Genomic DNA, 23,976 nt, shown 5'->3' on the forward strand with positions numbered 1-23,976 from the left:
GTTATTGGCGATCCTCCCGGACGTCGCGCTACCCGGGCAGAATCACCGAGGAAGGCGCGCTGCGCTGCGCGCCTGTCAGGCAACTTCTTGCCGTTTTATCCTTCGGCATGTTCCTACACGCCCAGCGCAGCCCTGCACTCATCGATGGAGCGTTGTTGCGTCTGGGCGTACAGCCCCAGTTCATCGATGGTCGCTCGTCCCAGTGCCGCTTCGAAGGCCTGGCGGTTGGACTGCCCGGTGTAATGGCTTTGGGCGGCATCGCCGAGGTTCGACTGGAAGATACCGGCGGCGCTGACCGGCAGGAAATCTTCGTACACCAGGGGCTCGGCGCGCAGGTATTGCTGTTCGAGCAAGTGTTCCAGGGACGCTGCTTGCCCGAGGGTGCCCTTGGCGGCGAGGCCCTTGGGCGTCGGGAAATAACGGAAATACGCCAATGCCTGTTGGCGCAGCTCATCGTGGTTGTCCGGGAATGCGACAAAGTGTTCGGCCATCAGCGAGTTGTAGCGTTCAGCGTTGGCTTCGTTGGGAAACGCCCCCAGCGCATCGCGCGCGGCGTTCAGCAATTGATCGTAGAGCGCGCGGCCCTTGGGCGTGAGCGCGACGCCGCGTTGTTCGATTTCGCCGAAGCGGGCGCTGTGGCTGCCTTGGGGCTGGGTCCGGGTCTGGGGCTGGTCGGTGAAGGCGACGGGTTCGTCGAGTGCCTTGAAACTGGTCTGGCGCAGCAGGATCGGACACTGGCGACGGGGTGGACCTTCGATCACGGCCTTGGGGGTAATGCCATGCGCTGGCATCTGCGCCTGGACGATGTCGATGTCCAGGGTGCGTGGCGTCAGGTGATTGATGTGCGGGCCCTTGAACGCCACCACGTCGGCGATCAGGCGATGTTGGGCGCTCAGTTGCCGGTACTGTTCGGCGGTGACGGTGGCGCTGTGGTGCCAGCGAAAGGTTTCCAGGGCCTGTAGGACGAAGTCCTCGGCCTGGGCTTGCGTCAGGCCACCCTGGCGCTCGGCCAGGTCAATGAGCTCAAGGGCGCCGGGGGTGAAGATCTGCCGTTTGGCCAACACCGACTCGGCAAAGGCCCGCAGCTCGGCATTCTCGATCAGTTCCAGGCGCAGCAACGAGGTAAACACCCGGAACGGGCTGACCTGCAACGCGCTTTCATGCACGGCGCGAAACGCTGTGGAATGCACCGGCACCCCGGCTGGCGTGAGGTCGTAGTAGCCCACCGGCTGCATGCCCATGACCGCGAACAGTCGCCCCAGGGTCGCCAGTTCGGCGGCGGTGCCGACGCGGATCGCGCCGTGGCGTTCCAGGTCCAGGCGCTCGAGTTCGCCGGTGCTGCGCAGGTGGACGGCCAGTGGCGGCTGTTCGGCCAGCACCTGGGCGTTGGTGTGTTCCACCAGCTTCATCAGGGCGCCATACAGCGGCACCTCGTCGCGGTACATGTCGGACATCGCTCTGGAGAAGCGTTGGCGGATCAGGTCGGGGCTGACGAAGCTCATCGTGAGAATTCCTGGCGGGGGCTGTGGGAAAGTTGAACGAAAGATCGCAGCCTTCGCCAGCCCCGGCAAACGAAGAATCTTCAGGACTTCATTCTGCCAAGGACTGATCCACCAGCTCGATCCAGTGCCGTACGGGCGTGCGACCGGCGCCGTCGAGGTGGTTCTGGCAGCCGACGTTGGCCGTGACGATCATCTCCGGCTGGCCGCTTTCCAAGGCATTGAGGCGGTTGTCGCGCAACTGCCGCGCCAAGGCCGGCTGGGTCAACGAATAAGTGCCGGCCGAACCGCAACACAAATGGCCGTCGGGCACCGCGGTGAGGTTGAAGCCCAGGCGCGTCAACAGCGCTTCGATGCTGCCACCGAGTTTCTGCGCGTGTTGCAAGGTGCACGGGCAATGGACAGCGATGCGCTGGTTCCTGGCCGCGCAGATCTGTTCCAGCGGCTCGTTGCCGAGCACTTGCACCAGGTCCAGGGCCCGTTCGCTGACCTGTTTGGCCTTGGCGGCATAGGCAGGGTCATGCTCCAGCAGGTGCCCGTAGTCCTTGATGAAGGCGCCGCAGCCGCTGGCCGTCTGGACGATCGCTTCGGCGCCGTTCTGCAGGTGCGGCCACCAGGCGTCGATGTTCTGTCGGGCGCGGTCCAGTCCGGTGGCCTGGGCGTCGAGGTGATAATCCAGTGCGCCGCAGCAGCCGGCCTGCCCGCAGGGGATCACGCTGATGCCGAGTCGATCCAGCACCCGCGCGGCCGCGGTGTTGGTGTTGGGCGACAGGCCGGGTTGCACGCAGCCTTCGAGCATCAACACCCTACGCCCATGGCGCAGCGGTGGGCGATCGCTGTGGGACGGGCCGGGGTGGGGCAACTTGGCGCTCAGGTTCGGCGGCAGCAACGGACGGAAAACCGCGCCAAGGCGCAGCAGGGCCTTGAACCGTTCAGGGCTGGCGGCCAGGCTGCGCAACCCCAGGCGCAATGCCCGTTGGCTGGCGGGGCGCGGCACGGCTTGGTCGACCACGGCCCGGCCGATGTCCAACAGGTTGTGGTAATCCACGCCGGACGGGCAGGTGGTCTCGCAGTTGCGACACGACAGGCAACGATCCAGGTGCAACTGGGTGCTGGCTGTCGCCGGCTGGCCTTCGAGCACCTGCTTGATCAGGTAGATGCGGCCTCGCGGGCCGTCCAGTTCATCGCCGAGCAATTGGTAGGTGGGGCAGGTGGCATTGCAGAAACCGCAATGCACGCAACTGCGCAGGATCCGTTCGGCTTCTTCGGCGCGGGGCAGATTTTTGCTTTCCTCACTGAACCGAGTCTGCATGCTAGATCTCCGGGTACATCCGGCCAGGGTTGAACAGCCCGAGCGGGTCGAGCTGGGCCTTCAACTGCCGGTGATAGCGCAGCAGCGCCGGAGCCAGTGGCTGGAACGGTGTGTCGCTGGCACCCTGACGATAGCAGGTGGCATGGCCGCCCACTTCACGGGCCAGGGCCTGCACCGTGTCGGCTCCGGTTTTCAACCAGCGTTGCGCGCCGCCCCAGTCGATCAACTGCGCGCCGGGCAGGGTGAGCGGCCCGGTATGGTTGGGCAACGACAGGCGCCACAGCGGCAAGCCTTCGTCGAAGAATGCCAACTGATGTTCATTGAGTGCCGTCCAGTATTGATCGTCGATCACCTCGCCACCAAAACGCTGATGAGCGGCGCTGACCGAGCCTTCGCCCCCTTCCAGGCGCAGGTGCAGGCAGTCGCTGTCATGGTTGGCGGCGCTGATGGGCAGGGGCTGGCGGCCCCATTCGGCGAGTTTTTCCAAGGCTTCGCTGCTGCCCAGTTCCAGGCGGATGCTCAAGCTGTGACGGGGCTTGGGCAGGACCTTCAAGGACACTTCGGTGATCACCCCCAGGCAACCGAAACTGCCGGCCAGCAAGCGCGAGAGATCATAGCCGGCGACATTTTTCATCACCTCGCCGCCGAAACGCAGCAAGGTGCCGTGGCCGCTGATCAAGCGCGTGCCCAGGACGAAGTCACGCACCGAACCGGCCCACGGGCGACGCGGCCCCGACAGCCCGGCGGCGACCATGCCGCCGACCGTGGCATCGTCGCCGAACGCGGGCGGTTCGCAGGGCAGGCGTTGCCCGGCGGCCTCCAGGGCGGCGAGCAGTTCCCGCAGCGGGGTGCCGGCCCGGGCCGTGATGACCAGCTCGGTGGGGTCGTAATGGACGATGCCACGGTGCACGCGGGTGTCCAGCACTTCGCCGGCCACTTCGCGCCCAAGGAAAGCCTTGCTGTTCGAACCCTGGATGCGCAGCGGTGTGGCGTTGGCCCGTGCGCGATTGACCTGTTCGAGCAACAGGTCGCAGGCGTCCTGGTCGGCTTCGCGGCTCATCAGAAACGCTCCAGTTCGGGAAACGGCAACTGCCCGCCATGGATGTGCATGGCACCGAACTCGGCGCAGCGGTGCAGGGTGGGGATGTTCTTGCCGGGGTTGAGCAGGCCTTGGGGATCGAACGCGGCTTTTACCGCATGGAACAGGTTCAGTTCGTCGCTGTTGAATTGCGTGCACATCTGATTGATTTTTTCCCGGCCAACCCCGTGCTCGCCGGTGATGCTGCCGCCCACCTGGACACACAATTCGAGGATTTTCCCACCCAGGGTTTCGGCGCGCTCCAGTTCGCCGGGCTGGTTGGCATCGAACAGGATCAGTGGGTGCATGTTGCCGTCGCCGGCGTGAAACACATTGGCGACCCGCAGGCCATGCTCGGCGCCAAGGCTGGCGATGCGTTGCAGCACCTCGGGCAGGGCGCGCCGGGGGATGGTGCCGTCCATGCAGTAATAATCCGGCGCCAGGCGGCCGACCGCCGGGAAGGCGTTCTTGCGCCCGGCCCAGAACCGCAGCCGCTCGGCCTCGTCCCGCGCCTGGCGCACCTCGGTGGCCCCGGCCTGCTCCAACACCTGGCGGACCCGTTCGCAGTCGTCATGGACATCGGCCTCGACGCCGTCCAGTTCGCACAGCAGGATCGCTTCGGCGTCCACCGGATAGCCGGCGTGGATGAAGTCCTCGGCGGCGCGGATCGCCAGGTTGTCCATCATTTCCAGGCCACCGGGAATGATGCCGGCGGCGATGATATCGGCCACCGCCCGCCCGGCCTTGTCCACCGAATCGAAACTGGCCAGCAGCACCTTGGCGACCTGGGGCCGGGGCAGCAGCTTGACCGTCACTTCGGTGATGACCCCGAGCAGGCCTTCGGAGCCGGTGAACAGCGCCAGCAGGTCCAGGCCGGGTGAATCCAGGGCTTCACTGCCCAGAGTCAGGTGTTCGCCTTCGACAGTGAGGATTTCCAGCTTCAACAGGTTGTGCACCGTCAGGCCGTACTTGAGGCAGTGCACGCCGCCAGCGTTTTCGGCGACATTGCCGCCGATGGAACAGGCGATCTGCGACGACGGGTCCGGCGCGTAATACAGCCCGAACGGCGCCGCCGCCTGGGAAATCGCCAGGTTACGCACGCCCGGTTGAAGCCGTGCGGTGCGGGCATCGGGGTCGATGTGCAGGATCTGGTTGAACCGCGCCATCACCAGCAACACGCCACTGGACAGGGGCAGGGCGCCGCCCGACAGACCGGTTCCGGCGCCCCTGGCGACCACCGGGACGTGCTGTTCATGGCAGAGTTTGAGCAGCGCTTGCACCTGTTCGACTCGCCTGGGCAAGACCACCAGCAGGGGCGTGGTGCGATAGGCCGACAAGCCATCGCACTCGTAGGGCTTGAGGTCTTCCTCGTGGTGCAGAATGTCCAGGTCTGGCACCTGTGCCTGCAAGGCTTGCAGCAGGGCCTGTTTGTCCACCTTCGGCAAGGGGCCGTCGAGGTGTTCGTCGTAGAGGATGTTCATGGAGTCGATACCCCTCAGTCGCCACGAATTCTTGTGGGAGCGAGCTTGCTCGCGATGGCGGTGGGTCAGCTTGCATCAGTGTTGAATGTGTCGCCGCTATCGCGAGCAAGCTCGCTCCTACACTGGGTTCATGTTGTTTTATACATCGCGGTCACTGCCCCAACCCCTTGAGAAACTCCCGGTACAGCGCCGCGGTTTTCCCCGGTCGTTCAACCATGGGCATGTGGCCGATACCGTCCCAGATTTCCACCCGCAAGTCGGCGATGCCCTTGCTCCACACCGGCACGCTGCTGACGTCGATCAGCCGGTCCTTGCGGCCCCAGAGTAGCAGCGACGGGGCGCGGATGTCGGCCAGGCGCGGCTCCATCGGCGGGCTGGCGCGAAAGTCGACGAAGATCTCCGCCAGTTCATCGCGGCGCCGTTCGTAACGTTCGGCCATTGCCGCCAGCACCACGCTGGGCACCCAGGGCGGGGAGGCCATGGTCATTGCGTAGAACGGCGCGAAATCAGCCCGCGAATCGACGAGGAACGGGTTATGCCCGGCGGCCAGGTGGCGTTCCATATCGCTGGCCTGGGGGGCGGTGACACCGGCCGGGTCGATCAGCGCCAGGGTCAGCACGCGCTCGGGCGACGTGGCCGCCAGCCACGCAGCGAGGTAACCGCCCATGGAATTGCCGATCACATGGACCTTGTCCAGGCCACAGGCGTCGAGCAGCTCGATCACTCGCCGGGCCTGGGTTGGGATGTCATAGCCGCCGCCAGCCTTGAAGCCGGTTTCGCCATGGCCGGCCAGGTCGGGCACCACCACCCGGTAGTCGCCGACAAAGTGCCGGGCAAAGCGTAGCCAGAGATTCTTGTCAGCGCTGTAGCCATGCAGCATCAGGATGCTGCCGGACGCTTCATAGGGCCCGCCTTGCCAGGTTGACACGGTCATCTCGCCGATAGGGACAGTGATCTTGTGCAACCTGTAGAGACGTGCCTCCAGCGCCATGCCCATGTCGTACAGCACATGGCCGATGCCTGGATACGTCAACCAGCTCCAGGCGATAAACACAGCAAGGACTACCCACAACACCAGCATGTTTTGCCCTCCATGGGTCAGGTCAGAATGTGATCGGCCAGTCTGAGCCGACGGGTCAGACAGTGTTAAGTGAAGCTGAAACCCGAGCACATCGCGATGACATGGCCGTTTTTGCTTTGATACCAACTATGACAGTCGCCGGATGAGTCATGTATAGCCAAAATCTGCGGCTGGGCGCTGCATTTGAAGGAGAATAAATACCCCTGCATTCAGTAGTGGCTATTTGATGCCGCCCTGATAGACTCCAGGCAACCCCCCGTCCCAATGACTTGGGAAACCCGCGGTGCAGAGGCTTCTATGCAAAAAACGGGAAAAAAGGGACGGACGCTGGCCAGGAGGCTCTATATATCGCGCATTCTGGGCCTGACGCTGGGGTTGCTGTTGGTGGGTGCTGCTGTCTTTCCCCTCGAACCGGCGCCGTGGATCTGGGGTTTCATGTTGTTCAATGGCTTGCTCTGGCCACATTTGGCCTACTGGTGGGGCCGGCATTGCTCGAGGCCGTACCGCACAGAACACCTCAATTTATTGATCGATGCGGCGCTCGGTGGCTTCTGGGTCGCGGCGATGCAGTTCAACCCGCTGCCCACGGCCGTCACGCTGGCGATGATGGCGATGAACAACGTGGCCATCGGCGGCCTGCGCTTTCTGCTGATCGGGGTGCTGGCCCAGGTGACAGGCATTGTCGTGAGTGTGCTGATCTTCCCGCTGACCAGCAGCGTGCCCATGACCAGCCCGGCGCAGATCTACGCCTGTCTGCCGCTGCTGTGTCTGTATCCGATGGCACTGGGTTGGTTCTGCTATCGCCAGGCCTACATCCTGGGCCGGCAAAAGCGCGAGTTGCTGGCCCTGAGTCGTACCGACAGCCTGACCGGGTTGCTTAACCATGGCGCCTGGAAAGATCGTCTCAACGAGGAGTTCCAGCGCTGCCTGCGTGACCCGAATGACGGGGCAGGGCGCGGCGCACTTGCGCTGATCGACATCGATCATTTCAAAGCCATCAATGACACCTATGGCCATGTGGCGGGTGACATCGTGCTGCGTCAACTTGGCAAGCTCCTCAATCAGAACCTGCGGGCCGCCGACGTGGTCGGGCGTTATGGCGGCGATGAGTTCTGTGTGATTCTGCCGGACCTGACGCTGGCCAATGCCGTACGGGCCATGGACGGCTTGCGTGAGCGCTTCGCGATGCTCGGCTACGAACAGAACCCGACGTTGAAGGCGAGCCTGAGTATTGGCCTGGCGGCCTTCAACCCGGCCTATGGCGATGCGACCCATTGGCTCAATGATGCCGACCAGGCGCTTTACGACGCCAAGGCCGGCGGACGCAACCGGGTCACGTGTTACCGGAATCGGCAGGTGTTGGAGGAATCGGTCGTTTCCCTGTGAGATGGCCACCTGCTGTCTAGAGCCTTGCTCGATTGTCGGGTAGGGTGCCCATGGCACTCCCTCGATACGGAACAAGGATGAAATCATGACGATGACCGCTGTTCGCTCCCGTCTGGCCGTCAGTCTCGGCCTGAGCCTGGCCCTGTGCGCCTTCACCCCCATAGCTTTGGCGCAACCCCATCAACAAATCCTGACCGATGCGCAGCAGTACAAGGACGAAGCCCTGAAGTTGCTGGAGCGGCTGGTGAATATCGACTCCGGCTCCGGGTATGTGCCGGGGCTGACCCAGGTCGGCGACATTGCCATCGACGAATTGAAAAAGTTGGGCGCGACCATCGAGCGGGTGCCGAACTCGGACGGAACCCAGCACATCCTGGCGACCCTCAAGGGCACCGGTAAAGCGAAAATCCTGCTGATGGCCCACATGGACACGGTGTTCAAGGAGGGCTCGGCCGCCGAACGTCCCTTCCACATCAAGGATGGCCGCGCCTACGGGCCGGGGGTGATGGACGACAAGGGTGGCATCGTCGCCGGGATCTACGCCTTGAAAATCCTCAAGAACCTCGATTTCAAGCACTACGCGCAAATCACCTTCCTGCTCGACGCCAGCGAGGAAACTGGCTCGGACGTGGCCACCGACCTGATCAAGAAAACCGCCAAGGCCCATGACGTAACCCTCAACCTCGAACCGGGTCGCCCGGCCGACGGTCTGGTGGTGTGGCGCAAGGGCAGTGCCACGGCGCTGGTGGAGGTCAAGGGCAAGGCGTCTCACGCCGGCGTCGCGCCGGAACTGGGGCGCAATGCGGCGATGGAAGCCGCGCACCAGATTCTGCAATTGGGCAAGCTCGGCGATGCGGATAAGAAAACCACCATCAACTTCACGGTGCTCAAGGCTGGCGACCGGACCAACGTGATCCCCGATCAGGCGAGCGCCAAGGCCGATGTGCGGGCGGCGGTGCCGGAAGAATTCGACCGCATCGAAAAAGACCTGGCCCGGGTGTCGCAGGACAAGTTGATCGCCGACACCGAAGTCACCACCAGCCTCAAGCGCGGCCTGCCACCCATGCCGCAGACGGCGGAGTCGGACCGGCTGATGGCCATGGCCCAGGGCATCTATGGCGAACTGGGGCGCAAACTCACCGAAGAAGGCAGCGGCGGGGCGGCGGACGCCAGCCTGTCAGCCGGGGTAGGTACGCCGACGCTGGATGGGTTTGGCATTGTCGGCGGCAACATTCATACGCCGCAGGAATACGCCGAAGTCGAGAGCGTGGTGCCGCGGATTTATCTGTTGTCGCGGATGATCATGGAGTTGGCGGGGCGGTAACAGGCCGCCCGTTCCGTCATGACAGACAGGCTCTTGTGGCGAGGGAGCTTGCTCCCGCTGGACTGCGCAGCAGGCCCAAGTTTTTTGGTTCACTACAAAATGCTTGGGGCCGCTTCGCGGCCCAGCGGGAGCAAGCTCCCTCGCCACAGGGGGATGCGCTATGTCGAAGGGCGCGCTTCGACGTTGTCCAGCGCCCGGTTTGCCAGCTGTCCACTCAACTCGATCAATTGGTGGATGCCCAGGGCAATGTGGCGCCTTGAGCCTTCCAGGTCGAAGGCCAGGTCGCTGAGCATGGCGTTGGCCGAGGCCAGGTTTTCGCTGAGGTTGGCGAGCAGGGATTCGGTGTCGACACCGTTGACGACCGTGAAGAGTTGGCCGGGATCAGCCTCGGGTTTGGTGGGTTTGGGCTTGAGGTAGTGGTCCAGGATGCGGTCGGCGGCTTTGTCGAACGCTTTTGATGTTGGATCGCTATCCGGTGGGTTCGGTGTTGGCTTGAACATGGATGAAACTCCTTGGTTATTGGAGCCGCAACCTTTTGCTACCAAACATTAGGTGGCGGCTATACGCAGGTTGGTAGACCGGGTACCAAGGCAAACCCAGCGCGCCACAAGGGCGCCCCGCGCACAGCCGCCATAATAAATATGCCGGAGCTGTGCGCCTTAGTTTTACCCGGGCTACCAAACCCGATCGCTGATCTGTCAGCGACCGGAAAACGATAGAGCCGGGCCTCCAGGCGCACAAGCCGGCGGATTCTGGCGTAGTTGTAGGCAATGGCGCAAGGTGAAGCAGTTCGGTCTTACGCCGAGGCTAATGCGATAAACATCCAGGCTTTTGTGGCGAGGGAGCTTGCTCCCGCTCGGCTGCGCAGCAGTCGTAAAACCGGCTGGCGAGGTGTCGCTGGAAAACCGCGTCAGGCCATTTGGGGCGGCTGCGCCACCCAGCGGGAGCAAGCTCCCTCGCCACAAAAAGCGGGTTCGTCTTTTGATGGCGGCGTTGCTAGTAAACCCAAACCTCCACCCGCCGATTCCGAACCCGACCCTCATCCTCGCTGTTGGCCGCCACCGGCATCAAAGCGCCGAACCCTCGCACTTCCCGCAGCGCCACACCGTATTTGACCAGCTCCCGCCGCACCGCCATGGCCCGCAGTTTGGACAACAGGTCGGCCCGCGCCGGGTCGTCCTTGGCGTCACCAAAACCCACCAGCGTTACGCGTCGATCGGTTTTGCCGTGCTGCTTTATATAGTCGAGCACACGGCCCAGGTCCTGGTGGGCCTTGTTGTCCAGGCTGGCGCTGCCTTCTTCGAAGCGGAAATTCACGGTCAGGCGTTGGGCGTGGCGGCTCAGGGCCTGGTAACCCTCGGGCATCAATGCATTCGGCGTGACAGCCATGGCCTGGACGGTCTGGGCGATAAACCCGTTGGCCGCGACGATGGCCTGGCCTTTGTCGCTTTGGGTGAACGCCACCAATGCCTCGGCCCACGGGTTGGTGCCCCAGGGAGGCAAATAGAAGAACAGCCGCCGGGAGAGTGGGTAGTCCTCGGTGGCGATCAGGTGGTTGAGCGGCAGCATGGGTTGGGAAGCGCCGTCGACAATGGCCAGCGCCTTGGCTTGACGCACGTAGGGCAAACCGATGAAACCAATGCCTTGCGGGTCCTGGCTGACAGCGTCGGACAATTGTTCGCTGGATTCGAAGCGCCGCGCGGTAGGATCCAGGCGTTTTCCCTGTCGGTTGAGGACCAGTTCCTTGAAGGTGTCGTAGGTGCCGGACTGTTCATCCCGGGCATACAAATGAATCGGCCCGCCCGTCCCGCCGACGGCCTCCCAGGTTTTCGCCTCGCCACTGAATATCCGCGCCAGTTGCACGGTATCGAGTTGCTGCAGCGGGTTGTGGGGATGAAGGATGATCGCCAGGCCATCGATGGCGATGACCTGCTCGGCGGCAGGACTTTTCAGGTCGCCCAGGGACGCCAATTCTTTTAGTTCGCTGTCTTTGATTGGTCGGGAAGAGGCCGCCAGGTCGGCGCTGGCCTGCTTGAGGGCGGCGAAACCGGTGCTGGAGCCGTGGGCCGCGATGTCGACTTCCACCCGCCGGCCATCGGCAGTCTGGCCGACGATGCGTTGCTCGTTGTCGCGCCCGGTGATTTCGCTGCTGACCCTGCGCAGGCCCTGATCCTCCATCAAGCCCCTGACCAGGGCCGGCCCCAGCGCCGCGCCGATGGTATTGGAGCCCTGGAGGCGCAAGGCTGGGCCCTGTTCGGGAATGGGCAAATTGCCGGCCCACGCCACGAACGGCAGCCAGAGGCCCATGAAAACCACAACCCACAGCCGCATGCCGGCACCTTCTGAACCCGAGGAAGTGCCGGAAGATTAAGTCAGTCAGGTTACTGAAAGGTGACAGAGGTGCGACGGGGCACCGAAATCCACTGTGGGAGCGAGCTTGCTCGCGATGACGGCGGCACATTCAAGGTCAATGTGACGGTTGGACCGCTATCGCGAGCAAGCTCGCTCCCACAGGGGGAGTTGTATATGGCTTGGATCAGCTCAGTTGCAACCAGATCGGCGCATGGTCCGATGGTTTTTCCATGCCTCGCAGCTCATAGTCCACGCCAGCGTCCTTGACCCGTGGCAGCAGGCCGTGGGAGGTGAGGATCAGGTCGATGCGCAGGCCGCGCTTGGGCTCGTCTTCGAACCCGCGGCTGCGGTAGTCGAACCAGCTGAAGCGGTCGGTGACGTCCGGGTTCAGGTGGCGGAAGCTGTCCACCAGGCCCCAGTTCTTCAGGCGGGCCATCCATTCGCGCTCTTCCGGCAGGAAGCTGCACTTGCCGGTCTTCAGCCAGCGCTTCATGTTGTCTGGGCCGATGCCGATGTCGCAGTCTTCCGGGGAAATGTTCACGTCGCCCATCACCACCACCGGTTGGTCGTTGCTGAAGCGGTTTTCCAGCAGGTGCTGCAAATCGCTGTAGAAACGCTCCTTGGCCGGGAATTTGGTCGGGTGGTCGCGGCTTTCACCCTGTGGGAAGTAACCGTTCATGATGGTCACCGGCACGCCGTTGGCATCGGCGAAGGTGCCCCAGATGAAGCGCCGCTGGGCGTCTTCGTCGTCACCTTCGAAGCCTTTGTACACACTCAGCGGCGCTTGGCGGGAGAGCAGGGCGACGCCGTAGTGGCCTTTTTGCCCGTGGTAATGCACGTGGTAACCCAGGGCCTGCACCTCGGCCAGGGGGAATTGCTCGTCGTGAACCTTGGTTTCCTGCAGCCCGATCACATCCGGCTGGTGCTTCTCGATCAGCGCCGCCAGCTGATGGGGGCGGGCGCGCAGCCCATTGATGTTGAAGGAGACGATCTTCATGGTCGGCTGTCCTGGCAAAACTGCGATGCTAGCTGACATGTGGGAAGGGAGCCAGCGTGGCAGTAGGACAAATGCGCTGCTAATGTCCTTTGCATGTAGGAACGATCACGACCCTCTCGGGTTCGTACTCAATAAGAGCAGGGCCTCACCGAGCCTCGCCCCAGGAGATCCAACACCATGCCTGAAACTGCAACCGCCATCGCCGACGTCCATATGCTCGACAGTGGTTATTCCCGTGAAGCCCGTTCGTTGCTGTACCAGGCCTATCGCCATGAGCCGACCTTCAGCTACCTGTTCGAATCCGAGCGTCCCGGTTATGAACAGCGGGTGCGGGCTACGGTGCGTGAGCTGGTCAAGCAGCATTTTCTCCAGGACCTGCCGGCCATCGGCCTTCTGGTCAACGACCGCCTGATTGGCATCGCGCTGATCGCCCCGCCACAGCGGCGCTTGGGCATTACCGAAAGTTGGGCCTGGCGCTTGCGCATGGTCTTGAGCACCGGTTTTCGCTGCACCCGGCGCTATCTGGAGTACCACGCGGCGGTGCTGGCCTGCCTGCCGTCCGATTCGGTCCATGTATTGCCGCTGCTGGGGGTGCACCCACAGTTCCAGGGCAAGCATTTCGGCGAGCAATTGCTCGAAGCGGTCCATAACTGGTGTGCGGTGGACGAGCATTCCCAAGGGGTGGTGCTGGACACCGGCAACCCGCGTTACCTGGAGTTCTATAAACGCCAGGGGTACGAGGAAATCGGTGAGGTTGCGGTAGGACCGGTCCGTGAGCATGTGTTCTTCCACGCCAACCCGCAGATTCTGCAAAGCGCAACGGCATAGTCGGGCGAACTTTTAGGAAATGTCTGGCTCTATCAGGCACCTACGCTCGTGATAGCATCCGCGCCATGAACCTCCCAGGAAGAATGACCCGTGGCGCGCTCTTGCTGTCCCTCAGCTGCGCGGCACTGGCAAACAGTGAATTGGAAGTACGCGTCCAGCCGTCCAATGATGAACTCAAGGCCAACGTAGAAGGTTACATCGGTGGCTTGGGGGATCGTGACGAGGAGGCCTTGCTGCGCTTCAGTCGCGGCGCCGAGGAACAGGCGCGCAAGGCCGCCCAGGCGTTGGGCTATTACCAGCCGCAAATCGACAGCGAGGTCAAGGACGGCAAGGACCCACGCCTGGTGCTGACCATTGACCCCGGCGAACCGGTGCACCTGCGTAACGTCACCGTGCGCATCGATGGGCCGGCGGCGTCGCTCAAGGCTTTTCGCGTACCCAACGCCGCGCTGAAGCCCGGCGCGGTGCTCAACCATGGTCGCTATGAAGACGCCAAGCGGGTGATCCAGAACCAGGCCTCGCGCTATGGTTTTTTCAGCGGGCGCTTCACCCAGCAGAAACTTTTGGTGGACCCCCAGGCGGGCATCGCCGACATCGAGCTGGTCTACGACAGTGGCCCGCGCTATGCCTTGGGCCCGGTCAGCTTCGAGGGCGACACGCCGTTCGACGAGGACCTGCTGCGCCGCATGGTGCCGTTCAAGGCGGGCGTGCCCTACGACTCCGAGCTGATTGCCGAGCTCAACCAGGCCTTGCAATCGAGCGGCTATTTTGAAGGCGTTCGGGTGGATGCGGCCCCCACCGCCGCCACCAACAATGTGATCCCGGTGGCGGTCAAGCTCGACACGCGCAAGCCGCGCACCATGGGCCTGGGCCTGGGCTTTTCCACCGACGTCGGCCCCCGGGCCAAAGCCAACTGGACACGCCATTGGGTCAACCCCCAGGGCCACAGCTATGGCTGGGAAGCGGAAGTGTCGGCGCCCCGGCAGAACGTCGGCCTGTGGTACGACGTGCCGCTGGACCCGCCGCTGACCGACAAGATGCGCTACGCCGGCGGTTATCAATATGAAGAACTGGCCGGCACCGACAGCCTCAGCAAACTGCTCACCGTGGGCCCGGAATGGCACAGCAAGTTGCCCAGTGGCTGGCAGCGGGTGGTGTCGCTCAAGTGGCAGCGCGAGGAGTATCGCCTCGGCGACGATGCGGGGCTGAGCACGCTGTTGATGCCGGGCGTGAGTTATTCCTACCTGCGCAGCGACAACCGCATCGACCCGCACAACGGCTACCGTTTGCAGTTCGACACCAAGGTCGCCAAGGAAGGGCTGGGTTCGGACAACAACCTGGTGTACGGCACCGCCATGGTCAAGGGCCTGACCACGGTGTTCGACAAACATCGCCTGCTGGCTCGGGCGCAGATCGGCGGCAGCGCCACCAATGGCTACAAATCCATCCCGCCGTCCCTGCGCTTTTTCGCCGGTGGCGACCAGAGTGTGCGGGGTTACGACTACCAGAGCCTGTCGCCGGAAAACTCCGAGGGCGACCGTATCGGCGGACGTTACATGGTCGCCGGCAGCCTTGAGTACCAATATTCCGTCGCGGAAAAATGGCGGGTGGCGACGTTCGTCGACCAGGGCAACTCCTTTAACAGCCTTGAGCTGCCGAGCTTGAAGACCGGCGTAGGTGTCGGCGTGCGCTGGGTGTCGCCGGTGGGGCCGATCCGCCTCGACCTGGCCCATGCGATGGACGATGAAGGCGGCATTCGATTGCACTTTTCCATGGGGCCTGAGCTGTGAAGCGTGGTGTGAAGATAACGCTGCTGGCACTCGCCGGGGGGCTGCTGGCGCTCGTGCTGGCCTTGAGCGTCGTGTTGGGCACGGCCTTTGGCAGCCGCTGGGCCCTCGGCCTGGTGCCGGGGCTGACCGTGGAGAATTTCCAGGGCCGGCTGGGCGGGCAGTGGGGCGCCGATCACCTGCTGTGGCAGCAGGGCGACAGTCGGGTGGAATTGGATCGGCTGATATTCGCCTGGTCGCCGTTGTGCCTGGCGCGGATGACCCTGTGCATCGAACAGCTCAAGGCCGACCAGGTTGCGTTGCAGTTGCCCGCCTCGGCCGATGAGCCGAGCAGCGGCCCCATCAGCTTGCCGGACCTGGACTTGCCGCTCGCCATCGAACTGGGCGATGTGCACGTCGGCAGCCTGTCGTTCAACGGCAGCGAGCAACTCAAGGGCCTGCAATTGGTTGCCCATTGGACCGCCGAGGGCCTGCGGATCGACTCGGTGCAATTGCAGCGCGACGAACTGGGCCTGAAGCTGTCCGGCTTGCTCAAGCCCGGCGGCGACTGGCCGTTGAATGCCGAAGGCCGGTTGACCTTGCCGGCACCGGGCGCCACGCCCTGGGCCCTGGACCTGAAAGTCGACGGCAACCTGCTCAAGACCCTCAACCTCAAGGCCGACAGCAGCGGTTACCTGCAAGGCCAGTTGACCGGCGAGCTGCAACCGCTGGCGGACAACCTGCCCGCCAAGGTGCGCATCACTGCCGACGGCTTCAAGGCCAGCGCCGATCTGCCGGACACGCTGTTGCTCAATCAGCTGGAATTGACCGGCGAAGGCGATCTGAAGAAGGGTTATCAATTGCTCGGCAAGGCGACATTGCCCGCCGAAAAGGGGCCAGTGGCGTTGCTGCTGCAAGGCACCGTGGACGCCAATGGCGCCCGGATCGCCGGCCTGGATCTGGACGCCGGCAATCAGCAAAGCCTGAAACTCAGCGGGCAGGTGGACTGGCGCGACGGCCTGAGCGCCGAGGCGAAAGTCGCCTGGCTGGATTTCCCCTGGCATCGCCTGTATCCATTGATCGACGAGCCGCAGGTGGCGTTGCGCAGCTTCAACGGCGAAGTCTCGTACACCGATGGCAACTACCTGGGCAACTTCCAGGCCGCGCTGGACGGACCCGCCGGGGCCTTTAGCCTGGACAGCCCGTTCAGCGGCGACCTGACGCAAATCCACCTGCCGCAGCTCAAGCTCGCTGCGGGGCAGGGCAAGGCCGAAGGGCACCTGAGCCTGCAATTTGCCGACGGCATTGCCTGGGACACGGCGCTGCAACTGTCGGCTATCAACCCGGCGTACTGGGTCGGCGAGCTGCCCGGGACGCTGGCCGGGCCGTTGCGCAGCAAAGGGGCGATGAAGAACGAGCGCCTCGACCTCGACGCGGAGCTGGATCTCAAGGGCAAGCTGCGCGGCCAACCGGCGTTGTTCCAGGCCAAGGCCAGCGGCGCCGGCGAGCAGTGGAACCTCAGCGCGCTGGACATCCGCCTGGGGGATAACCGCATCAACGGCACCGGCAGCCTGCAACAGAAACTGACCGGCCAGATCGACATCAAGCTCGCCCGCCTGGCCCAGCTCTGGCCGCAATTGCGCGGCCAGGTCGTCGGCCGGGTCGACATGGCCGGCACGCTCAAGGCGCCCCAAGGCAAGCTCGGCCTGCAAGGCACGCAACTGGCGTTCCAGGACAATCGCCTGCAAAGCCTGAACCTGGACGCGACCCTCGACAGCGCCCAGCGCGGCAAGCTCGACCTCAAGGCCAGCGGCATCCGCGCCGGCGAAACTTCGTTGGGCGTGCTGACCGTCAGCGGGCAGGGCGACATCAAACGGCAAACACTCAACCTGGACCTGCAAGGGCCGCAGCTCGACACGACCCTGGCGCTCGACGGCACCCTCGACCAGGGCAATTGGCGCGGGCGCCTGGCCAGCGGCAAGGTGCAGGCCGGCGGACAAGCCTGGCGCCTGCAAGCCCCGGCGAAACTGGAGCGCCTGGTCGATGGTACGCTCAACGTCGGTGCCCATTGCTGGCGTTCCTTTGATGCCAGCCTGTGTGGCGAAGACCAGCGGCTGATGCCGGAGCCGAAGCTGCGCTATCACCTCAAACAATTCCCCATCGAAAGCCTGGCCCAGTGGATGCCCAAGGATTTTGCCTGGCAGGGTCGGCTCAACGCGGACCTGCAACTGGACCTGCCGGCCAGTGGCCCGAATGGCCGGATCCTGGTGGACGCCAGTGGCGGTACTTTGCGGATTCGGGATAAGGCGAGCGATAAGCCGCAATGGCTGGACTTCCCCTACCAGACCCTCACGCTCAATAGCCGCCTGACCCCCAAGCGCATCGACACCGACCTGAGTTTCGTCGGCGCCAAGCTCGGCGAACTGATGCTCCAGGCGCAGATCAACCCGCTACCGGCGAGCAAGCCCTTGAGCGGTTCGTTCCGGCTGACCGGCCTGGACCTGTCCGTGGCCCGGCCGTTCGTGCCAATGGTGGAAACCCTCACCGGTCACCTGAACGGTAGCGGGACGTTGTCCGGTGGCTTGCTCGCGCCCCAGGTCAACGGCAACCTGGTGCTCAGCGACGGCGAAGTCTCCGGCCCGGAACTGCCAGTCAGCCTCGAGGCCTTGCAGGTGCGGGCGATGATCGCCGGTGAAACGGTACGGCTCGACGGCAACTGGAAAAGCGGCAAGAGCGGGCAGGGCAGCCTGACCGGGAACATCGGCTGGGGCGAGGCCCTGAACCTGGCCCTCAAGGGCTCGCAACTGCCGGTCACTGTCGAACCGTACGCGGTGCTCGATGTCGCCCCGGACCTGAACATCACCCTGCAGGGCGAGCAGCTTTCCATTGCCGGCAAGGTCCTGGTGCCCAAAGGCGAGATCACCGTCCGCGAACTGCCGCCGTCCACCGTCAAGGTGTCGGATGACACGGTGATCGTCGGCCACCAGACCGAGGAGGGCAAGGCACCGATAGCCATGGCGATGGACATCGACGTGATCGTTGGCCAGGACAAGCTCGCGTTCTCGGGTTTCGGCCTGACGGCCAACGTCCAGGGCCAGGTGCACATCGGCGACAACATGGACACCCGCGGTGAGCTGTGGCTCAACGACGGCCGCTACCGGGCCTACGGGCAACGGCTGACGGTGCGCCGGGCACGGCTATTGTTCGCCGGGCCCATCGACCAGCCCTACCTGGACATCGAAGCGATTCGCCAGACCGACGACGTGATCGCCGGCATTCGCTTGAGCGGCAGCGCCGAGCAACCGACCACGCAAATCTTCTCGGAGCCGGCCATGAGCCAGGAGCAGGCGTTATCCTACCTGGTACTGGGCCGGCCGCTGAGCACCACGGGCGAGGACAACAACATGCTCGCCCAGGCGGCGCTGGGCCTGGGACTGATGGGCAGTTCGGGCGTGACCAGCAGCCTGGCCAGTAACCTGGGCATCGATGATTTCCAACTCGACACCCAAGGCAGCGGCAACACCACCAGCGTGGTCGCCAGCGGCAACCTCTCGGAAAAACTCAGCCTGCGCTATGGCGTCGGCGTGTTCGAACCGGCCAACACCATCGCCCTGCGCTACAAGCTCAGCAAGAAGGTCTACCTCGAAGCCGCCAGCGGCGTCGCCAGCTCGCTGGATATCTTCTACAAGCGCGATTTCTAAACCCTTCCCCCCCAAACCCTGTGGAAGCTGAGCTTGTGTGGGAGCAAGGCTTGCCCGCGATATAGGCAACTCGGTCCAGCAGTCGAACCGAGGTGATGCTATCGCGGGCAAGCCCAGCTCCCACACTATCTCTGTGAGTAGCAAGCTAACTATTTGTTTGACATTTGCTGCCTAAGCAGTAATATTTCGACATACATTCACTGCCTAGGCAGCAAACGGTGCTCAGATGAAGCATTTCACCCCAGACGACTTTCACAATTGCCACCTCGGCATGCTGCTCGGCCGCGCCGCGCTGCTCAAGGACCGGATCATCGACACCCACATGGAGCCCGTCGGCATTACCGCCGCGCAGTTCAAGGTGTTGATCATCATGGCCCAGCACGGCATCGACACGCCGGTCGAGCTGTGTCGCTACCTGTCCCTGGACAGCGGCTCGATGACGCGAATGCTCGATCGCCTGGAGCAGAAAGGTTTCCTGGTCCGCCAGCGCTCGGCAGAGGACCGGCGCCAGGTGCGATTGGTGCTGACCGAAGCCGGTCAGGCCCTCGCCGATCGCCTGCCGTTCATTGGTGCCGACGCCATGAATCAGTTAGCCGGCGCCATCAGCCGCGAGGAGCTGCAAACCCTCGAAGACATCCTCAAGAAAATACTGCTCGCCGCCGGTGATCCCATCACCGTGTTGCGATTGGGGGAGAAATGAAACGTCAAACCTTGCGTAGCCGTTTGAGCCTGGTGCTGCTGGCCATGAGCCTCGCCGGTTGTGCCAGCTACAGCGGCCTGAAGACCGAAGGTGTCAGCCTCGAGGCCAAGAGCCTCCAGGCTGGACAGTCCCTGACCGGGGTCACACTGTCGCCGGCCGCGTGGCCGAAAAACGACTGGTGGAAAAGCCTCGGCGACCCGCAGCTCGACGGCCTGATCCGTGAAGCCCTTCGCGACAGCCCGGACATGCAAGTCGCCAGCGCCCGGGTCCACCAGGCCAGTGCCGCGGCCTATGCCGCCAATGCGGCGCGCCTGCCGACCCTGGATGCCAGTGGCAGCGTCAGCCGTTCGCGCCTGGCCCGTGACCAGGATCCGCAAGGGCAGGGCGGGGCGTACAGCACCCTGCGTTCGCTGAGTGTGGACTTCAACTACAACTTCGACCTCTGGGGTGGCCAGCGTGCCGCCTGGGAAGCCGCCCTGGGCCAGGCCCGCGCCGCCGAGATCGATCGCCAGGCCGCGCAACTGACCCTGGCCGCCGACGTGGCCCGGGCCTACAGCGACCTGGGCCAGGCCCACATCATTCATGATCTGGCCGCCGAAGACCTCAAGCGCACCCGGCAGATGCTCGACTTGGGCAAGCGCCGCCTCAGCGCCGGGATCGACAGCGAATACCAGTTCCAGCAGACCGAAAGCCTGGAGGCCAGCGCCGATGCGACCTTGATCGACGCAGAAAAGCGCCTGCAAAGCGCCAAGATCGCCCTGGCGGTATTGCTGGGCAAGGGGCCGGACCGTGGCAATGAAATCGCCCGGCCCAACGTGCTGCAAGCCAGCGCGGTCGCCTTGCCGTCGAACCTGCCGGCCGAGTTGCTGGGCCGCCGTCCGGACCTGGTCGCGGCGCGCTGGCGGGTCGAGGCGGCCAGCAAGAACATCGAGGCCGGCAAGACCAACTTCTACCCCAACCTCAACCTGAGCGCGGCGGCGGGAGTGCAGTCGTTGCTCGGCGATGCGATGTTCGGTTCGCCCAGCCGCTTCTTCAACGTGGCGCCAACCGTGTCGCTGCCAATCTTCGACGGCGGCCGCCTGCGGGCGGACCTGGATGCCCGGGACGCCGATTACGACCTGGCGGTGGCGCAGTACAACAAGAGCCTGGTCACGGCCCTTGGCGATGTCAGCGACACCATCAATCAGTTGCGCGACATCGCTCGCCAGATCGGTGCCCAGCAACATGCCACCGACATCGCACAGAACTCCTACGACACCGTGGTCCAGCGCTACGGCTCGGGCATCGGCAATTACCTGGACGTGCTGAGCATCGAGCAGCAATTGCTCCAGGCCCAGCGCCAACTGGCGAACCTGAATGCCGAACAGATCGATTTGTCGATCCAACTGATGCAGGCCCTGGGCGGTGGTTTCGAAGCCCAGGCCCTGGCGGCGGCCACGCCGACCGCTGCCACGCCGACCAACTGATTCGAGGGACTTGTCATGGCGACTGCCGAAACGACTCAATCCGAACAAACGCAAGACAGCGGCAACCCACGCAAGCGCAAGGTCATGTTGTTGGCACTGGCGCTGATCGTCATTCTCGCGGGCCTGGGTGTGTGGGGCTGGCATGAACTGTATGGCCGCTGGAGCGAAAGCACCGACGATGCCTATGTGAACGGCAACGTGGTGGAGATCACTCCGCAGGTCACCGGGACCGTGGTGAGCATCGGTGCCGACGATGGTGATTTGGTGCGTGAAGGCCAGGTGCTGGTGCAGTTCGACCCGAACGACGCCGAAGTCGGGCTGCAAAGTGCCCAGGCCAATCTGGCCCGGACCGTGCGCCAGGTGCGTGGCTTGTACAGCAACGTCGATGGCATGCGGGCGCAGGTCAATGCCCAAGAGGCCGAAGTACAGAAGGCCCAGGAAAACTACAGCCGACGCAAGAACCTGGCGGCCGGCGGGGCGATTTCCCAGGAAGAGCTGTCCCACGCCCGGGATGACCTGACCTCGGCGCAGAACGCCCTGGCCAATGCCCGGCAACAACTCAAGACCACCAGTGCCTTGGTGGACGATACCGTGGTGTCGTCCCATCCCGACGTGCAAGCCGCCGCCGCGCAATTGCGCCAGGCCTTCCTGACCAACGCCCGCAGCACCTTGATCGCACCGGTCACCGGTTATGTCGCCAAGCGCACCGTGCAATTGGGCCAACGGGTGCAGCCGGGCACGGCGTTGATGGCGGTGATCCCGCTGGATCAACTGTGGATCGACGCCAACTTCAAGGAAACCCAACTGCGCGACATGCGCATCGGCCAGCCGGTGGACATCGAAGCCGACCTGTACGGCAGCGATGTGAAGTACAGCGGCACCATCGACAGCCTGGGCGCCGGGACCGGCAGCGCGTTTGCCTTGCTGCCGGCGCAGAACGCCACCGGTAACTGGATCAAGATCGTCCAGCGGGTGCCGGTGCGCATTCATGTCAACGCCCAGGAGCTGGCCAAGCATCCGCTGCGGGTCGGCCTGTCGACTCAGGTCAGCGTCAACCTGCACGACCAGAGCGGCCCGGTACTGGCCCAACAGCCGCCGCAAAAAGCCTCGTTCAGCACCCAGGTCTACGACCGCCAACTGGCCGACGCCGACGCGATGATCACCCGCCTGATCCACGACAACAGTGCCGCGGCGAGCAAGACCGCGCAGCGCTAGTCAGTTATGGGCATGAACCTGTGGGAGCGAGCTTGCTCGCGATGGCATTGGCCCAGCCAGCATCGGTGGTGACTGATACACCGCTATCGCGAGCAAGCTCGCTCCCACAGGGTTTGTGTCTTGCCCTAAGGGATTTCGCCACCTCTGCTTCATAGGATTTCGCAATGAGCAATAACGCGTCCTTCACGCCGCCCAGCCTGTTGCTCAGCACCATCGGGCTGTCGCTGGCGACGTTCATGCAAGTGCTCGACACCACCATTGCCAACGTCGCCTTGCCGACCATTTCCGGCAACCTGGGCGTCAGCTCGGAGCAGGGCACCTGGGTGATTACCTCGTTTGCCGTGAGCAACGCCATCGCCCTGCCGCTCACCGGCTGGCTCAGCCGCCGGTTTGGCGAGGTGAAGCTGTTTTTGTGGGCGACCATGCTGTTCGTGCTCGCTTCGTTCCTGTGTGGCATTTCCACCTCGATGCCGGAGTTGATTGGCTTTCGCGTAGTCCAGGGGCTGGTGGCCGGGCCGCTGTATCCGATGACCCAGACCTTGCTGATTGCCGTCTACCCACCGGCCAGGCGGGGCATGGCCCTGGCGTTGCTGGCGATGGTCACGGTGGTGGCGCCGATCGCCGGGCCGATCCTCGGCGGCTGGATCACCGATAGCTACAGCTGGCCGTGGATTTTTTTCATCAACGTGCCCATCGGGATTTTCGCGGTGATGGTGGTGCGTCAGCAGCTCAAGGCGCGGGAGGTGGTCACCAGTCGCCAACCGATGGATTACGTCGGCTTGATCACGCTGATCATCGGTGTCGGTGCGCTCCAGGTGATCCTCGACAAGGGCAACGACCTGGACTGGTTCGAATCGAATTTCATCATCATTGGCGCGGTGATTTCGCTGATTGCCCTGGCGGTGTTCGTGATCTGGGAGATGACCGATCGCCATCCGGTGGTCAACCTGCGCCTGTTCGCCTATCGCAATTTCCGCATCGGCACCATTGTGTTGGTGGGCGGCTATGCCGGGTTCTTCGGCATCAACCTGATCCTGCCGCAGTGGTTGCAGACCCAGATGGGCTACACCGCGACCTGGGCCGGTCTGGCGGTGGCGCCCATCGGCATCCTGCCGGTGCTGATGTCGCCCTTCGTCGGCAAGTACGCCCACAAGTTCGACCTGCGCCTGCTGGCCGGGCTGGCGTTCCTGGCCATCGGCCTGAGCTGCTTCATGCGCGCCGGGTTCACCAACGAGGTGGATTTCCAGCACATTGCGATGGTGCAATTGTTCATGGGCATCGGCGTGGCGCTGTTCTTCATGCCGACCCTGAGCATCCTGATGTCGGACCTGCCGCCGCACCAGATTGCCGACGGCGCGGGGCTGGCGACGTTCCTGCGGACCCTGGGCGGCAGCTTTGCCGCATCGTTGACCACCTGGATCTGGATCCGCCGGGCCGACCAGCATCACGCCTACCTGAGCGAAAGCATCAGCACCTTCGAGCCGGCTACCCGCGAGGCGCTCAACCAGCTTGGCGGTGCGAGCCCACCGGCCTATGCCCGGCTTGAGCAGGTCCTCAACAGCCAGGCGTACATGCTCTCCACCGTGGATTACTTCACGCTGCTGGGCTGGGCGTTCATGGGGTTGATCGTGCTGGTGTGGCTGGCCAAACCGCCGTTTGCGGCGAAGGCGGGGCCAGCGTCGGCGGGGCATTGATTCAGAAGTGAAATGCAATCCACTGTGGGAGCGGGCCTGTGGGAGCAAAGCTTGCTCGCGATGCAGGCGACACGGTTCAACTGCAAGACCGTTTCA

The 23,976-nt window shown here is 63.8% G+C and carries 17 protein-coding genes; 9 read left to right on the forward strand and 8 right to left on the reverse strand.

What is annotated here, in order from left to right; genetic code table 11:
• Positions 1-113: 113 nt before the first annotated feature.
• The 5 genes from hglS to AC515T_RS10560 all read right to left on the reverse strand — a co-directional run bounded on the left by hglS (position 114) and on the right by AC515T_RS10560 (position 6,451).
• Positions 114-1,502: a 2-oxoadipate dioxygenase/decarboxylase HglS gene (hglS, locus tag AC515T_RS10540; protein WP_496532421.1), complete on the reverse strand. Its 1,389-nt coding sequence runs from the start codon at positions 1,500-1,502 to the stop codon at positions 114-116.
• Positions 1,503-1,590: 88 nt separating this feature from the next.
• Positions 1,591-2,811: a glycolate oxidase subunit GlcF gene (glcF, locus tag AC515T_RS10545; RefSeq protein ID WP_496532422.1), complete on the reverse strand. Its 1,221-nt coding sequence runs from the start codon at positions 2,809-2,811 to the stop codon at positions 1,591-1,593.
• Position 2,812: 1 nt separating this feature from the next.
• On the reverse strand, positions 2,813-3,871 hold the full coding sequence (gene glcE / locus AC515T_RS10550; RefSeq protein ID WP_496532423.1) for a glycolate oxidase subunit GlcE: 1,059 nt from the start codon (positions 3,869-3,871) through the stop codon (positions 2,813-2,815).
• Positions 3,871-5,370: a glycolate oxidase subunit GlcD gene (gene glcD, locus AC515T_RS10555; protein ID WP_496532424.1), complete on the reverse strand. Its 1,500-nt coding sequence runs from the start codon at positions 5,368-5,370 to the stop codon at positions 3,871-3,873. Before glcD ends, glcE begins: the two co-directional genes overlap by 1 nt.
• 151 nt (positions 5,371-5,521) lie before the next feature.
• On the reverse strand, positions 5,522-6,451 hold the full coding sequence (locus AC515T_RS10560) for an alpha/beta fold hydrolase (RefSeq protein ID WP_496532425.1): 930 nt from the start codon (positions 6,449-6,451) through the stop codon (positions 5,522-5,524).
• Between the two features lie 297 nt (positions 6,452-6,748).
• Between AC515T_RS10560 and AC515T_RS10565 the strand changes: the two genes are divergently transcribed.
• Together AC515T_RS10565 and AC515T_RS10570 are read left to right on the forward strand one after the other, a co-directional pair.
• Entirely contained in the window at positions 6,749-7,837 is a 1,089-nt protein-coding gene (locus AC515T_RS10565) for a diguanylate cyclase (RefSeq protein WP_496532426.1), read from the forward strand.
• Positions 7,838-7,922: 85 nt separating this feature from the next.
• The gene (locus tag AC515T_RS10570) at positions 7,923-9,161 is read left to right on the forward strand and encodes a M20/M25/M40 family metallo-hydrolase (RefSeq protein ID WP_496532427.1); all 1,239 of its coding nucleotides are present in this window, start codon (positions 7,923-7,925) and stop codon (positions 9,159-9,161) included.
• Between the two features lie 158 nt (positions 9,162-9,319).
• Here the strand turns inward: AC515T_RS10570 and AC515T_RS10575 are convergent, their stop codons facing one another.
• The 3 genes from AC515T_RS10575 to xthA form a co-directional block, all read right to left on the reverse strand.
• On the reverse strand, positions 9,320-9,661 hold the full coding sequence (locus AC515T_RS10575) for a DUF6124 family protein (RefSeq protein WP_496532428.1): 342 nt from the start codon (positions 9,659-9,661) through the stop codon (positions 9,320-9,322).
• 496 nt (positions 9,662-10,157) lie between these two features.
• Positions 10,158-11,492: a substrate-binding domain-containing protein gene (locus tag AC515T_RS10580; protein WP_496532429.1), complete on the reverse strand. Its 1,335-nt coding sequence runs from the start codon at positions 11,490-11,492 to the stop codon at positions 10,158-10,160.
• Positions 11,493-11,697: 205 nt separating this feature from the next.
• A complete protein-coding gene (gene xthA / locus AC515T_RS10585; protein ID WP_496532430.1) occupies positions 11,698-12,510 on the reverse strand; it encodes an exodeoxyribonuclease III in 813 nt (270 codons plus the stop codon).
• Positions 12,511-12,687: 177 nt separating this feature from the next.
• Between xthA and AC515T_RS10590 the strand changes: the two genes are divergently transcribed.
• The 7 genes from AC515T_RS10590 (at position 12,688) to AC515T_RS10620 (ending at position 23,880) form a co-directional block, all read left to right on the forward strand.
• Entirely contained in the window at positions 12,688-13,338 is a 651-nt protein-coding gene (locus tag AC515T_RS10590; RefSeq protein ID WP_496532431.1) for a GNAT family N-acetyltransferase, read from the forward strand.
• A 65-nt stretch (positions 13,339-13,403) separates the two neighbouring features.
• On the forward strand, positions 13,404-15,128 hold the full coding sequence (locus tag AC515T_RS10595; protein ID WP_496532432.1) for an autotransporter assembly complex protein TamA: 1,725 nt from the start codon (positions 13,404-13,406) through the stop codon (positions 15,126-15,128).
• On the forward strand, positions 15,125-18,805 hold the full coding sequence (locus AC515T_RS10600; protein WP_496532433.1) for a translocation/assembly module TamB domain-containing protein: 3,681 nt from the start codon (positions 15,125-15,127) through the stop codon (positions 18,803-18,805). The genes AC515T_RS10595 and AC515T_RS10600 overlap by 4 nt, the downstream gene beginning before the upstream one ends.
• A 226-nt stretch (positions 18,806-19,031) precedes the next feature.
• Positions 19,032-19,505, forward strand: coding sequence for a MarR family winged helix-turn-helix transcriptional regulator (locus AC515T_RS10605; RefSeq protein ID WP_496532434.1), 474 nt, complete (start codon positions 19,032-19,034; stop codon positions 19,503-19,505).
• Positions 19,502-20,971 (forward strand): efflux transporter outer membrane subunit, encoded by a 1,470-nt coding sequence (locus AC515T_RS10610; protein ID WP_496532435.1) that lies wholly within the window; start codon positions 19,502-19,504, stop codon positions 20,969-20,971. Before AC515T_RS10605 ends, AC515T_RS10610 begins: the two co-directional genes overlap by 4 nt.
• A gap of 15 nt (positions 20,972-20,986) precedes the next feature.
• On the forward strand, positions 20,987-22,186 hold the full coding sequence (locus tag AC515T_RS10615; RefSeq protein ID WP_496532436.1) for an HlyD family secretion protein: 1,200 nt from the start codon (positions 20,987-20,989) through the stop codon (positions 22,184-22,186).
• Between the two features lie 164 nt (positions 22,187-22,350).
• The gene (locus AC515T_RS10620) at positions 22,351-23,880 is read left to right on the forward strand and encodes a DHA2 family efflux MFS transporter permease subunit (RefSeq protein ID WP_496532437.1); all 1,530 of its coding nucleotides are present in this window, start codon (positions 22,351-22,353) and stop codon (positions 23,878-23,880) included.
• Positions 23,881-23,976 lie beyond the last annotated feature (96 nt).

The sequence above is a fragment of the Pseudomonas sp. FSO-7 genome (genome assembly GCF_059579345.1).